General features: G+C 40.6%; 8 protein-coding genes and 1 tRNA gene. 8 read left to right on the forward strand and 1 reads right to left on the reverse strand.

Annotation, left to right across the window (positions count from 1 at the left end; all coding sequences use genetic code 11):
- Nucleotides 1–20: 20 nt before the first annotated feature.
- Entirely contained in the window at nucleotides 21–1,301 is a 1,281-nt protein-coding gene (locus ACOOEY_RS15135) for an acetyl-CoA hydrolase/transferase family protein (protein ID WP_420385566.1), read from the reverse strand.
- Between the two features lie 423 nt (nucleotides 1,302–1,724).
- On the opposite strand from ACOOEY_RS15135, the gene ACOOEY_RS15140 reads away from it, so the two are divergent.
- From ACOOEY_RS15140 to ACOOEY_RS15175, 8 genes are all read left to right on the forward strand, one after another.
- The gene (locus ACOOEY_RS15140) at nucleotides 1,725–5,063 is read left to right on the forward strand and encodes a hypothetical protein (RefSeq protein WP_420385567.1); all 3,339 of its coding nucleotides are present in this window, start codon (nucleotides 1,725–1,727) and stop codon (nucleotides 5,061–5,063) included.
- Nucleotide 5,064: 1 nt separating this feature from the next.
- On the forward strand, nucleotides 5,065–9,363 hold the full coding sequence (locus ACOOEY_RS15145) for a DUF6443 domain-containing protein (RefSeq protein WP_420385568.1): 4,299 nt from the start codon (nucleotides 5,065–5,067) through the stop codon (nucleotides 9,361–9,363).
- Nucleotides 9,364–9,365: 2 nt separating this feature from the next.
- Nucleotides 9,366–9,845, forward strand: a complete 480-nt coding sequence (locus tag ACOOEY_RS15150) for a hypothetical protein (RefSeq protein ID WP_420385569.1) — start codon at nucleotides 9,366–9,368, stop codon at nucleotides 9,843–9,845.
- 339 nt (nucleotides 9,846–10,184) lie between these two features.
- Nucleotides 10,185–10,859, forward strand: coding sequence for an IS1 family transposase (locus ACOOEY_RS15155; protein WP_420385570.1), 675 nt, complete (start codon nucleotides 10,185–10,187; stop codon nucleotides 10,857–10,859).
- A 90-nt stretch (nucleotides 10,860–10,949) separates the two neighbouring features.
- Nucleotides 10,950–11,792 (forward strand): hypothetical protein, encoded by an 843-nt coding sequence (locus ACOOEY_RS15160; protein ID WP_420385571.1) that lies wholly within the window; start codon nucleotides 10,950–10,952, stop codon nucleotides 11,790–11,792.
- A gap of 61 nt (nucleotides 11,793–11,853) precedes the next feature.
- Nucleotides 11,854–13,149: a hypothetical protein gene (locus tag ACOOEY_RS15165; RefSeq protein ID WP_420385572.1), complete on the forward strand. Its 1,296-nt coding sequence runs from the start codon at nucleotides 11,854–11,856 to the stop codon at nucleotides 13,147–13,149.
- Between the two features lie 104 nt (nucleotides 13,150–13,253).
- The gene (gene glgP, locus ACOOEY_RS15170) at nucleotides 13,254–14,903 is read left to right on the forward strand and encodes an alpha-glucan family phosphorylase (protein ID WP_420385573.1); all 1,650 of its coding nucleotides are present in this window, start codon (nucleotides 13,254–13,256) and stop codon (nucleotides 14,901–14,903) included.
- Between the two features lie 107 nt (nucleotides 14,904–15,010).
- A tRNA-Val gene (locus ACOOEY_RS15175) sits at nucleotides 15,011–15,085 on the forward strand.
- Nucleotides 15,086–15,100: the final 15 nt, after the last annotated feature.

Consider the following 15,100-nt stretch of genomic DNA (forward strand, 5'->3'; position numbering starts at 1 on the left):
AAGAAGCAGTTTTTAAATGATTAAACAAAATAATGCCCTTTGAATCGTTCTGAAGCTGCCCGGCTTAAGTCCTCTCTATGATCGGGGTGTGCAATATTAATGAGTGCCTTTGCCCGTTGTTTCAGGCTTTTTCCATAAAGATCTGCTACACCAAATTCAGTCACAACATAGTGAACGTGCGCTCTGGTGGTAACTACACCGGCACCTGGCTTCAACATGGGTACCAGTTTGCTTTCCCCTCGTGACGTAGTAGAAGGTAGAGCAATAATCGGCTTTCCTCCGGGTGACAATGAAGCACCTCTTATAAAGTCCATCTGCCCACCAACACCAGAGTACATCATGGTACCGATAGAGTCAGCGCAAACTTGTCCGGTGAGATCAATCTCAATAGCGGAGTTGATACTGGTCATTTTGGGCATTCTTCTGATCACCGCAGTGTCGTTTACATATTGAATGTCCAGCATTCTTATCATGGGATTGTCGTCAACAAAGTCATACAATTTTCTGCTACCAATCATAAAGCCTGAAACCAGGTAATCTTTGTGCTTGGTCTTATGCTTATTGGTAATTACGCCCTGTTCAATTAAGGGAATTACCCCATCTGAGAACATTTCGGTATGGACTCCTAAATCCTTATGACTATTCAGACAAGAGAGAACAGCATCAGGAATAGCGCCTATTCCCATCTGAAGGGTAGCACCATCTTCAATCATTCCCGCGATGTGCACTCCAATTTTACGTTCTACATCTGTCAGTTCATGCGCGGGAAGCTCAGGAAGTTCAGCTTCAATATCTACATATCGGCTAAAGCGACTGATATGAATCAGCCCATCACCATGGGTACGGGGCATTCGGGGGTTGATTTGTGCAATGATGTGTTTCGCGGTGTCCACTGCGGCTTTGGTAGCATCAACCGAAACGCCTAATGAACAAAAGCCATGCTGGTCAGGGGGAGAAACCTGAATAAGAGCGACATCTACGGGAACCACTCCAGAGCGGATCATTATAGGCACCTCACTGAGGAATGAAGGAATAAAATTCGCCCTTCCTTCTTTATGAGCCCTTCTCACGTTGCCCCCGATAAATAAGGAGTTAATGGTGAAGATATCCTCATATTCCGGTGCTGCATAAGGTGCCGGTCCTTCGGTATGCAATTGAAATAATGAGATGTTATATAATTCAGAAGCCCTTTCAGTCATTGCTTCAACCAAAGCAACAGGTGTAGCCGCTGCCGTATGGAGGTAAACGTTGTGACCTGGTTTTATAATCGAAACAGCTTCTAAGGCAGTGTTGACTTTCATTTTTCCTGTGATTTGATGCAAAGGTGGTAACTGTTGATTAGTCTAAAGTTGATCTAAATCATCTTTGCACAAACTTTTTGATAGGTTTTACAATATATCATTCTCAATGATGGCAATTGTAAGGTATAAGAATGTGGTTATCACAAGAATACTCTTTTGTGTTTGATTAGTGACAGAGAGTCTGTTATATTAATATGATTTTTGACAATAAAGACACATCAGGTCAATGTACAGTTTCAATAGTATTCTACCTTTTTTGGCTCAGTAAGAATTTACAAAGGATAAATCTAATTTTCTGATATCAGAACGGTAATTAATGTAGGAACTCGGATTGACTATGGTCTCTAAAAGTGACATGAACTGATCACACTTTATCGAAACAAATCGATTTTCATTGAAATCTGAAAACACAGACAACCCTATATGAAGATTTTGCTTAAGTCACTTCTGCTTTTAATGGCAGTATCTATTGTTCATGCACAAGATGTGCCTGATTTAATTCCACCATCTCCAGAGGCAGCATCAATGTTAACTTACGGCAATACTGGCGTCAGTTTCTATACAGGACAGCCAAATGTCTCGATTCCTATTCATACTATTTCTGTTAGAGGATATCAGTTTCCTATTTCCTTATCATACTCATCTTTTCAGGGTATCAATGTAGAATCAGTGGCTCCATGGGTTGGTTTGGGTTGGTCATTAAATGCTACAGGAACAGTCTCCAGAACGATCAGAGGAAAAGCCGATGAAACATTTTCTGAGGGTTATATTAGAATTCCTGAACCTGATATAACTGATCCTCTTGAGATGGAAGATTATGGAGATGGCGATTATGATGGAGAACCTGATAAATTTTACTATAGCATGAATGGTATATCAGGTACCTTCTTCTTTAATAAGACAGATACTACTGCACTTAGAGTTGTTCAGAAGCCAATAGAGAATGTAGATATTGATTGGACGCTCAATGATCCAATTACTCAGTTTGAACTTACTGATGCCAATGGTTATGTATATACTTTCTCCGAGCAGGAAAAGACACAATCGGTAGGTATGGGGCAAGCAACAACTGGTGTTGCCAATCCAGTCACATCCTGGTATTTAAGCACAATCAAGGATCAGAAGGGAAATACCCTATTAACCTTTACCTACTATACTTTGTCGAATCTTGAGTATACTACCTTTGCCCCTAATTCTCAAAAGGAGAATCTCGCTGCTTTTACCTCAAGTGACATGAGCCATACAACTCATTATCTTACAGCTAAAAGGATTAAAGAAATAACATACCCGGGGGGGAAGGTGAAGTTTAATATATCTACAGGTACCCGGCAGGACTATAAGAATGATAAATATCTGACCGAAATTGAGATATATGATGGTAATAATGCTTTGATCAAAGAATTCAGGTTTGACTACGATTACTTTGATGAAAATGGAATAACCGACATTTCTGCTACTCCAACAGGTGTGTCTTATAAAGGGAGTAATGTAGGAGATTATAAAAAGCGTCTTAAACTCAATAGTATTCAGGAATACAATAACAACAGTACTCAATCGCTGCCACCATACAGTTTTACTTATAATTATGAGTCGGGCAATTACCTGCCCCATCGCTATACATTTGCTCAAGATCATTGGGGTTATAGTAATGGCAAGACTTCTAATACGTCACCAGAACCTTACTATAGATTCAAATACTATATATTAGGTAATACTGAAAAGTTTGCAGAATTGGGTTCGGCAGATAGAGCTGCAGATGTAACGAAAACTAAAGCAGGGGTTTTAAAAAGGATCACATATCCAACGGGAGGATATACTGAATTTGAGATGGAGGGGAATGTTGCCGTGAATGATGAACTTCCCCATGCTGTTCAGGACAACGGTCCAACAAATATTAAGGCCGATGACTCAGCTCATAGCTTTGATGTTGAGCTAATTAGTGAACCATTCGTTGTGCTTGACATATCGGGGACAACTGCCCAGTCTTGTAATATAACGGGAGGTATATATAGGCAAAGTGATAATAGTCAGGTCGGTGGTAGTGGCTTTACAATTAATGCAGTAAGTATTGGTGGTGGTACCTATCAATATGATTACAAGTTTTACTTAACTGAATCAGGTAGTTTTTATATCAAGTTAAAATATCAAAGTGGGTGTAGTTATGTAAATCCGACAGATGGACTTTATCTATCCTACAAAGACGAAGTCGCACTAACCAATAAGCCGGTGGGAGGTCTGCGTGTTAAAAAGATTACCGATCATGATGGAATAAGTTCAGCTAATGATGTTGTTAGAAACTTCTATTACAATGAAAATGGTGAGACAGGAAACAGCACTGGCCGCGTGGGTAATGTGCCTCAATACGCCTATCAAAGAGTAGTTGAAACTTATTTGCCATCTTCGGATTCCTGGCAAATAGTACCAGAGGGTATTACGCGTACGATTACTCCACATTACCCTTTAATGTCTACCAACGGATCATTTGTAGGTTATAAAAAGGTAACTGTTATTACTTCTGATGGTCAGGGACTGGGAAAAACAGAGTATGAATTCACAACAGCGGAGGATTATCCTGATGTGACTTTTGGTTATTACAATAATTTGGGAGATGCTTATTTTTCTTTGGGTAATTTTGGTGTTCATGATTTGTTCCCCTTCCCTCCAACTGAGGATAGAGATTATATGAGAGGGAAACTGGTTAAACAGAGAGATTACAGGTGGAATGGATCGGCTTATGAAATCGTGAAATCACTTGAAAATACTTATTCAATAACCTTTGACATGCCTCAGGAAAATGGTGAGACAGGAGTTATTAATCCCTGGAATAGCTTTAAGGCTAACAACTCTAATCATATTTACAGCAAAGGCTTAAAGGTAAAAACCTATAGGAACGGTTCTGGAACGGTCACATCAATTAAGCTTAAGCGTTATAACGTATATAGTGGCAGATTTGACCTGAGTAAATCTATTACCAGGAACTATGACCTGAATAGTCCTGCCAATTACATTGAGACACAAACTGAGAGTTTTTGGGATGATTTGAATGATACAGATCAGTATGTAAATGTTTCAAGGACAAAATTCACTGACAGTGAGGGGAATATTAGGGAAACCAAGTACTACTATCCATTTGATAATGTGACAGAGGTTAGTTCTTCGGTAAGAACAGGAATGGTAGGTAAGAATATAGTTGGAGCACTGTTGAAACAGGAGGAGTTTATAGGTACTACCAAACTATCTACTTTAGTGACCAAATATGCAGGCTTTAATGCTAATGCTCACTATTTCCCAATGGAGGTACAAATGGCAAAGGGGACCGCAAGTCTTGAAGCCAGAGTCAACTACAATGATTATGATGCATATGGGAATCCTGTTGAGGTTCAGCAGACTAACGGGACTAAGATTGTCTACTTATGGGGTTATGATCATACTCTTCCTGTGGCAAAGATTGAAAATGCGACTAAGTCTGATGTGGTATCTGTAATTACCCAGTCTGTTCTCGATAATCCGGCAAGTGATGCAGCCTTGATGACAGAGTTGGATAAACTGAGATCGGATCCAGATCTTAAGAATGCCCTGATTACGACTATGACATACCTTCCAGGTGTGGGGGTTACAAGTCAGAAAAGCCCCAATGGTATCATTGTCTATTATGAGTATGATAGCTTCGGCAGACTCGAATACATTAAAGATCAGGACGGTAACATTCTGAAGAAGAATGAATATGTCTATCAGGTAAACGCAAACACTACTAATAACTAATATGCATACACAGGAGGTTAAGTTTTTACTAATCATTTTATTGTTTTCGGTAGTTTTCCCGGTTGAGGGGCAGATAAAGCCGGTGTCGGGAGACCGTGCATCGAAGACTTCAACCTTGCCAACGACATCTTATCAGACAGATGATAAGGTGAGTTATGTAAGGACCTTTGATTTCTACAAGGCAATGACTACAGAAACAGGTCTTTCTACAGAAATCACCAATGGAAATGTGATGCAGGCTACACAGTATGTAGATGGTTTGGGCAGACCTATCCAAAGTGTAGCCAGAAGAGCCCTTCCCGGGGGGAAGGATTTGGTTCAGTATATGGTGTATGATGCATATGGCAGACAGGTTTATCAGCCGATGGCATTTCAGAGTGACTATGGAGACGGCAGGATGCACCTGAGTCCCAGTGCGAGATTGAACACTTTTATGAATGGCAATGGAACCGCTGGATCAGGTTTCTACCCACATGAAGATATTTTTTACGGACTGACCAGCTATGAGAACTCTCCTTTGAACAGACCATTAAAACAAATGTCTCCGGGCAATAGCTGGGCGGGTAGTAGTAATGGAGTAAGCTCAAGCTGGAGGACCAACAACAGTACAGATGATGTTAGACGCTGGACCGCAGGTGCCAGTTCAGCTTCCAGCCCAGGGACATATGCTATAAAGAGCCTGACAGTTTCGATTGTAACAGATGAAGAAGGCAATCAGGTAAGAGAATTTACAGACAAGCTGGGTAGGGTAGTGCTTAAGCGTGTTCAAAAGGGAGCAAGCACAGCAGACGGTAGAAGCAACTGGATGAATACCTATTATGTATATGATGACTATGGTAACCTGAGGTTTGTATTGCCACCAAGGGCAGAAGAAGTACTGAGTGCCAATAGCTGGTCATGGAACACGACCGATATGAATGCACTGGCATTCCACTATACCTATGATGACCGCAATAGAATGATAACCAAGCGGGTGCCTGGTGGAGGATTGGTAGAGATGGTGTATGATAAACTAGACAGACTGGTACTTACCCGTGATGCGAACATGACCACTGACGGTAAATGGCTATTCACTAAGTATGATGATTTGAACAGACCGGTACTCACGGGCTTTATCAACAGCAGTAATACAAGAGCTACGATGCAGACACAGGCAAACGCTTCTGCTGTTTTTAATGTAAGTACCGAGCCGTTGGATATGAATAACGTACTGGAGGCCAATAGTATCTCACTCAGCTACCATATTAGTGGTACAGCTATTTACAGGAGCAAAACGACCATAGAGTTTTTGCCGGGTTTCGATTCCAATGGAGAGTATTTTGAGACAGAGATTGTTCCAGCGCTCAGTAGTGATTATACCTTTGTTCAGGGTTATCATGATGCCACCTTTCCGAGTCTTAAGGACTATACTGAAGAGGTATTGACAGTGAGTTACTACGATAACTATGATTTCACTCTGACCACCTATGACAGCGGTCAGGAAGTGGATTTCCATACTGCAGGAACCAACAATGCGATAGACCCTACGGTATATTCCAGTGTTGAGGGCATGGCTACAGGGAGTAGGGTAAAGGTTCTGGGTAGTGCAGACGAGTGGCTGACCACAGTAATGTTTTATGATGACAGGAATAGAGTTATCCAAACCGTAGCTGATAATCACCTGGGAAGCCAAGACATCAATACGACACAGTATGATTTTAGTGGAAAGGTGCTTAACACCTATACCGAACACAACAACCCCCAGGCCAGTGGAAGTGAATCTCAGACCACAATAGCCAAGCGCTTCACTTATGAGAACTCAGGTACCGGAAGGTTATTGAATATTCAGCAGAAGATTAATGGAGGCAGCTATAAGACATTTGTGACTAATACATATGACGATCTGGGCCAGTTGATAACCAAGAAACTTGACAATCCAACCACCCCACTGGAAACACTCAACTTTGACTATACAGTCAGAGGCTGGCTGGAAGGAATCAATAAGGACTATGTAAATGGAGGCAGTGGTCATTATTTTGGTATGACCCTGAGCTATGACCATGGGTTTACTCAAAACCAGCTGAATGGAAATATAGCAGGAGTGAAGTGGAAGAGTACCTCCAGTTCTGATGTAAGAGCCTATGGTTTTACCTATGATGAGAGTAACCGTCTGGAACTGGCCGACTATACCCAAGGGAGTTCATGGTTACAGACGGAGAATGACTATAGTACCAGCTATGGCTATGATGTGAATGGAAACATCACCAGCCTGATGCGTATGGGTACGGTGGCAGGAAATATTTTGACCATTGACAATCTGACTTATACTTACAACAACTCAGGCAAGAGCAACCAATTGCAAAAGGTGGCTGATGCTGCCGGAGACCTGGGACAGGGAGATTTTGTAGATGGCAATACAGGAACTACAGACTATACCTATGATGGTAATGGTAATATGATAACAGACCTGAATAAAGACATTCAATCGGGAGACATTACCTACAACCATCTTAACCTGCCAGAGACCATCACATTTGGCAACAGCAGTACCAAGACGATAACCTATACCTACGATGCAGCAGGAATTAAACTGGCTAAGACAGTCAACAATGGAGGGGAGATAACAGTAACAGATTACGTTGCCGGCTTCATTTATGAAAATGATGAGCTGCAGCACTTTGCCCATGAAGAAGGTAGGGTAAGAAAGAACAATGAAGGTACACTGGTATATGACTACTATGTGAAAGACCATTTGGGCAATACCCGCATGACACTGACAGAAGACGATGAGGTAGCGGTTTATATTGCCACTATGGAGACGGAATATGAGTCTTTTGAAGAAAGTCTATTCTTGAATATGGATGCTTCCAGAGTGACCTCCACTTCTGGCAACTACACAGTTGATGGTTCAATCACTGCTAATGAAGCCTCCAGGTTAAATGGTAGCGATGCGAATAGAAGAAGTGGTCCGGGTAAGCTAATGGCTGTAACGGCAGGAGATCAGGTGGACCTGGAGGTATATGCCAGATATGACGGTACAATTGGCAGTAGCACAGGATTGAGTCAATCTCAGATGGTTACCGCTATAGCAGCCACCTTTGGTGGAATAAGTGGGGGAACAACAGAACAACAGTCAATATACAATCTGTTCAACACCAATAGCGGCTATGTCTTTGTAGGGGGCAGTTCGAGCCAGCCAAGAGCTTACCTGAACTATATCCTCTTCGATCAGGACTTTGGCTATATCACTTCAGGACATGATCAGGTGACCAGTCTGGCTAATGGAGCCCATGAGAAGCTGAGTTTTGCGACACTGAGCATTACAGAGGGAGGTTATCTATATGTATTTGTTTCCAATGAGAGTGCGGCCAATTTTGATGTCTTCTTTGATGATTTAAGAATCACTCATACCAAAGGTGCTATCCTACAGGAAGATCATTACTATCCCTTTGGGATGAATATTCAGGCATTGTCTTCCAATGCTCCTTTGAGTAAGCCTAATCAGTACAAGTTTAACGGAATTGAGGAAAACACAGAATTTGACATTAATGTCTATGACGCTTTTTACCGTAATTATGATCCTGTATTAGGTAGATGGTGGCAAGTTGATCCAAAGGCTTCTGAAAGAGAATCTCCTTATGTTGGAATGAGCAATAACCCTATTCTATATAACGATTATTTGGGTGACACTGTCAGCTTTGCAGCTATTGTTCTTGACGATAAAATCAACAATACTAATAATACAGAAACCATGCTTTCACAGTTAAGTAGTATTACAGGACTGAATTTATTTTTAAATAAATCTGGTTATTTGGACTTTGAAAAAGATGATAATGGAAATGCAATTATTTCAAATGCTGCTGAAGGAGCAAAGGAAACCGAAATGGGAAGTGAAAGTGCAAGGGAAGATCTTTTCAAGGCCATAAATGGTGGTATGATATCAGTGGATAAGAGTAATAGAGGATCAAAAACTAATCCTGAAACTAGTGAGGTTTTCATGGATTTTGATGCTATTCGAATAACTGTTGATAAAACTTCAGATAAACTTAATAAACTTACTATGGGCGTTGGTATGACATTCATGCACGAACTTCAACATACTTTTGTTGGCAATAAAGCAATAGACCCTGTTAGAAGTGATTTGACGAGTACTGGAGATGCAGTTGATAGAGTAAATACTTATAGAAGGGAATTAGATAATGGTTACGGTAATGGAGCACCTTATGGACAGAGAACTCACTATAATGCAGAAATTACTAGAATTCAATTTACATATAGGCAACAAGGTAAAAATCAAACAGCATCTGTAGTAATCAAATAAATATGAGAAGCTATAAATATATAATATTAACAATTGTGTTATTTCCTTCGACTTTATTGGGACAGCAACTGGATTTCAGAGAAGTAGCCTTTGAACAATATGTCGAAAATTCAGAGGAGTTTAAATCGATACTCAGAGACTCAAAGAGCAACGATTTTATGATATCAACATGTATCCTTAAGTATGAAGAGTTGGCAAGCTTTATGAAAAAAGCATTAGATGAAGTCGATATGTCAATGAATCTGCCAATGAATAAAAGGGGTGAGTTTCATACTACGAAAGGGAAAAAAAGGAGTCTTAACAAAGTATATTTTTCCGAAATTGATAATGGGTTATTCATGTGTGAGATATTTCATGATTTGACAAAAAGGGATAACAGAAAGGGTTCTTATATACAGGGCGATAGCTATATATTTCTGTTTAGAATAACAAAGAATAGAGAATTGGAACATATAAAGACAGCAAGGTTTATTAATAACTAGTTGGAAACGCTCACCTGGGGTTTGCTGAGACCATATGTCATATACTTGGTAGTTCTATCAATTATCTGTCAAAACATAAAGCCCTCTTCGGAGGGTTTTTTTATAAAGTAATAATACAGAGTGATTAGCGCTAGGCTGTGAAAGGTAGAATTCTCATTATCCGGTAATGCTATCAATTATCTGTTTGAATATAAAGCATTGAAAATTTCAAAAATTAAGGCTGTTTTGAGAACGGCCTTTTCTTTTTTCAAGAGTGGAGATGTATTATTGAGGCAATAAACACAAGCTGAGGATAGCTAATAATGGTTTTTGTTTCCTTGGTGTTATCAATTATCACACATGAAATGTCAATATTGTGCTTCACCATGTATAAAGGCTGGTAAGCAAAGCAATGGTAAGCAAAAGTACTGTTGTAAAATATGTAGAAAATATCAGCAATCAACTTACCGATATCTGGCTTGTAACTATTCAAGCAAACAGTTATACCTGAATTGCCTTAAGACGGGAAGTGGACTGAGAGGAAGTCAGGTCATTACCGGTGTGGCAGTTTCAACCCAATTGAGATGGATAAGGAAATGGGGCAAGACTTTGGTTCCGCAAACGGCTTTTTTACCCAATGATGAATATGAAATAGATGAACTCTGCACCTATGTTGGCCATAAGAAAAACCGTAAATGGGTCATCTCAGCTATTTCAAGAGGTACAGGGAAAATAATTGATGTGGTTGTTGGCTCAAGGTCTTTGAGAAATCTGGGGCAGGTTGTTCAAAAAGTACTGGCACTCTCGCCCAAAGCTATCTATACAGATAGACTAAGACAATACTTCTGTCTTATCCCAAGCCACCTGCATCATGTCAGACGCAGGGGTATCAATAAAATAGAGCGACACCATCTCAACTTGAGGCTGCACATCAAAAGATTGAATCGTAAAACCATATGTTTTAGTAAGAAGCTTATTGTATTACTAGCCCTTGTGAAAATATATGTCTGGTTTCAGGTTATACCTTTCATATGAATCATCGGATTAACCTTTCTCAATAAGTTTGAAATAGCGATCTTAAATATTCATTTATAATCAATTTTTAACAAATAGAACTAAACTCACATGAGGACAAAACTACTGATCACAGCCTGTCTTATGGCTGTTCTTGTATCGCTAAAAGCGCAAGATGAGACTGTTAATGGCAGTCTGACCATTAATCACGCTTGGCCACTTCTAATTTTCAAAGACAATAATTCAAATGGGATTTCCTCAGGAGGCTATCTGGAATGGAGACAACTTGATAATACCAGAATAGGATGGTTTGGAGATGGTAGTATGGGTAATAATGATCTCTACTGGCAGAATGAGGTAGGTGGTAAACTGAGACTGTTTGCAGGAGGTGGTATTTTAATGGAGAGTAGCGCTTCGTTCAATAATAATATCGCCTACTTTGGTCCATTCAGTACCAGTTATGCTCAGGCTATAGGCCAAGAATTATACTTTGGAAATAATGGACTATACAGATTACACATACAGAATGATGGGGATGTGATTTTAAGAAACCACCTGGCCATAGGTCAAGGAGCGAATAACAGTTATTCTTCCAGTTATGCCTTGGATGTAACGGGCACAAGCCGTTTTAGTCAAAAGATGATTGTTGAAGATGAGATAGAATCTAGCCGAGTGAAGGTAACGGCCTCTCCCGGGTCTGTGCCAGATTACGTATTTAAGTCGGGTTATAAATTGAGAAGTCTGTCCGAATTGGAAACTTATATCAAAACATACTCCCACCTGCCCAATATCCCGAGTGCACAGGAAGTAGAAGCTAACGGCCAGAACGTTGGAGAGATGCAACTCAGGCTTCTGGAGAAGATCGAAGAGCTTACTCTTTACATTATTGAGCAGGAGAAGAGGATGTCTAAAATGGAAGCCGAGCTCAAAGAGCTTAAAACTTCAGACAATTGACAGTAGCCCTTTTATGGAATATGTAGTTTGATATGGGTTATACTCATTGTAACATTGCTGAATGAAACACACATTTCTTCTGTGTATTTTTTTAATGCTTGGCGGGTATGCTCAGAACTTGAATGCTCAGAGTATCAATCTTAATGAGAGTAGTGTGTCAACTACCTCTGGTGAATTACAATCTTCCAATGCCAAACTGCTGAAAGACCTCAGAAAACTTAAGAAGAAAGGTAAGCGCACCTTGGCCAAACAATATCCGGATGCCTCCGAGGCGGAACTTGATTCTCTGATTAAACAACAAATTGGGGAGATAAAGGAAAATTTTAAGGATAGCACTGAGAGTGCCTTTGGATCATTGAGACAAAAGCTTTCAGAAGACTTAAAGGAAACTCCAGAAAAATTGCCTGTTTCAGATGAAGTTCAGGAAAGTATAGAAACCTTAAAGGAGCTTGAAGCTATTTCAAAACTGAAGAAGGACTCTCTAAAGGCTAAGGATATATTCACCCCATCCAATATCAAAAAAGTAAACAAAAGGGCCGGAGATGTACTAGACAATTTCGGAAAGTATAAATCAGAGTTCAAAGACTTTGATGAGGTTATGCTGTCGAAAGTTGAGAGTTTACCTGAAGCGCAACTGATGAAAGATCAACTGGAAAAAATAAAGGCTTACAAACCGCTTCCAGAAGGTTACAGAAAAAATATGGACAGACTCCAGACTAATGATTTTGTAAAGGACAAACTGGAAGAAAAGGCAAAAGAATTGGAGAAGGTAGGGGAGAGCTTGCAGGAACGTTTTGATGAGGCTATGGCTAAGATGCAAGAAGCCAAAGCAGAGTTTCCCAGCCTCGAAAGTCTTGAAGATGCACCCAAAAGATATAATCCATACAAAGGCCTTCCGTTGTTTCAGCGCTTGCAGTTTGGTGGTAATCTTAACTATAACCCAGAGAAGCCGGTATCGATAGACCTGGCAGGTAATATTGTATATCCTGTCAATAAACGTCTCAGCCTCGGAGTTGAAAGTGCCGGGCGTATTCAGTTAGAGAAATCGAATAAGGTGGCCTCTTCTAATCAGCAGGGCAGACAACAAGTGTGGAGCCTCAGAGGCTTAAGCAGGTACTTTATCACCCCTAACTTTTTCTTTCAGGCTAACTATGAAGCCAGCAAGGTCAATACAGAGAATTTAGATAATAGTATATCTTACAATTGGTATAGAACCGGACTTGTAGGAATTGGAAAACAGTTCAATGTAAGAAAAGGGATCAAGATGAATGTTTCCATTTTCTACGATGTATTCTACAATCCTGTAACCAGTCCTCATGGAAAAGCATGGATTGCCAGACTGGGCTTTGAGCTCTAGTGCTTCTCTCTTTCGCTCACAATCGTTTGCATAAAAGAAATCACCAGATCAGTCAGGAGTGAGGGGGCATTCCTGTATTTTAGGAGCCGCGAAATCGAATTAACATGAGTTTCAAGCTAAAACATCCTTATCAATATGGTAAGGGCTATGAAAAGCCCGTGGCCTACTTCTCCATGGAGTTTGCCATTGACCAACCACTTAAAATTTACTCTGGCGGACTGGGCTTTCTGGCTGGTTCACATATGCGTAGTGCCTACGACCTGAAGCAAAATATGGTCGGTATTGGTATTCTATGGAAATACGGTTACTACGACCAGGTAAGAAAGCATAACAATGAACTGGATGTGCTTTGGCAGGAAAGACATTATAACTTTCTGCAGGAGCTGGATATTGAAATTGAGGTTTCAGTAGATAACCATCCGGTGAAAGCCAAGGTCTATTACCTGGCGCCAGAGGTATTTGGTACAGCACCTATATTCTTGCTGTCGACTGACCATCCAGAGAATGATCACCTGGCACATACCATTACCCATAAACTCTACGATAATAACATTGCTACCAGAATTGCCCAATACATTCTATTGGGTGTTGGTGGAGCCAAATTGCTCGAGGCACTGGGACATGAGGTGGATTTATACCACTTCAATGAGGCACACGCCTTGCCTGCAGCTTTCAGGTTGCTGGAGAAGTATGGTAGTGTCGATAAGGTGAAGGAAAAATTGGTTTTCACTACACATACACCTGTTAAGGCAGGGAATGAGGTGAACGACCCTAATTTCCTCCATAAGCTGGGCTTCTTCAATGGTTTTAGTATCAGGGAGGTTGATGAGCTGGTAGGTTTGGATCAGGGAATGTTCAACCATACCCTGGCAGCACTAAGGCTTTCGAAGATTGCCAATGCCGTGTCTAAAAAGCACCAGGAAGTTTCCGCAGAAATGTGGGGTGGATTTAATGATATCTGTGACATCATTCCAATTACCAACGCCCAGAATAAAAACTATTGGACTGACAAAGAGCTGGAAAAGGCCTTTGAGAAAAAGAATAACAAGAAATTTGTTAGCCGAAAGAAGGAGCTCAAACATGAGCTATTTCAACTGGTGGCAGATCAAACCGGTAAGATTCTAGACCCGAACGTGCTCACCATAGTTTGGGCCAGGAGATTTGCAGGTTACAAACGTGCCGATCTGATCGCCAGAGATGTAGAAAGATTCGAGAAGCTTTTAAATAACAAGGACTATCCTGTTCAGGTCATTTGGGCAGGAAAGCCTTATCCACTCGACCATTCCGCTGTCAGTACCTTTAACTGGTTGGTATACTTTACCAGAAAATATCATAATGCCACTATCCTTACCGGCTATGAGCTGGGTTTATCGGCCTTGATGAAGAAAGGTTCTGATGTTTGGCTGAACAATCCACGTATTCCTTTGGAGGCTTCCGGTACATCTGGTATGACGGCAGCCATGAATGGTTCGCTCAACTTTTCTACCAACGATGGCTGGATTTTAGAATTTGGAGAGCATGGTAAAAATGGCTTCGTGATTCCAGAAGCTGATACCTCAGCGCCTGAAGGAGAGCAAGATCAGTGGGATGCAGACCATATGATGCAAATTCTTGAAGATGAGATTGTGCCGATGTACTATAACAATCACGATCAATGGGTAGAGATGAACTTCCAGAGCATGGAAGATGTGAATAAATACTTCAGAGCTTCGAGAATGGCCGATGAGTATTATAAAAAGCTCTATAATCATTAAGAGGAATAAAGAGTTTTATTAATATTGCAAGGCAGTTGAAAGACTGCCTTTCTTTTTTGTTTTTCAATTATAGAAAGGCATCACTTGAAACTGCTTCTAAAATTTAAGGGGTATTAGCTCAGTTGGTTTAGAGCGCTGCCTTGACAGGGCAGAGGTCACTGGTTCGAATCCAGTATATCCCACTTCATTTCCCCTTA

The sequence above is a fragment of the Roseivirga sp. genome, assembly GCF_965216855.1.
Classification (GTDB): domain Bacteria; phylum Bacteroidota; class Bacteroidia; order Cytophagales; family Cyclobacteriaceae; genus Roseivirga.

Coding starts and splice junctions, on each gene's coding strand:
- ACOOEY_RS15135 (WP_420385566.1), bottom strand. CDS start 1,301: ATGAAAGTCAACACTGCCTTAGAAGCTGTTTCGATTATAAAACCAGGT.
- ACOOEY_RS15140 (WP_420385567.1), top strand. CDS start 1,725: ATGAAGATTTTGCTTAAGTCACTTCTGCTTTTAATGGCAGTATCTATT.
- ACOOEY_RS15145 (WP_420385568.1), top strand. CDS start 5,065: ATGCATACACAGGAGGTTAAGTTTTTACTAATCATTTTATTGTTTTCG.
- ACOOEY_RS15150 (WP_420385569.1), top strand. CDS start 9,366: ATGAGAAGCTATAAATATATAATATTAACAATTGTGTTATTTCCTTCG.
- ACOOEY_RS15155 (WP_420385570.1), top strand. CDS start 10,185: ATGAAATGTCAATATTGTGCTTCACCATGTATAAAGGCTGGTAAGCAA.
- ACOOEY_RS15160 (WP_420385571.1), top strand. CDS start 10,950: ATGAGGACAAAACTACTGATCACAGCCTGTCTTATGGCTGTTCTTGTA.
- ACOOEY_RS15165 (WP_420385572.1), top strand. CDS start 11,854: ATGAAACACACATTTCTTCTGTGTATTTTTTTAATGCTTGGCGGGTAT.
- glgP (WP_420385573.1), top strand. CDS start 13,254: ATGAGTTTCAAGCTAAAACATCCTTATCAATATGGTAAGGGCTATGAA.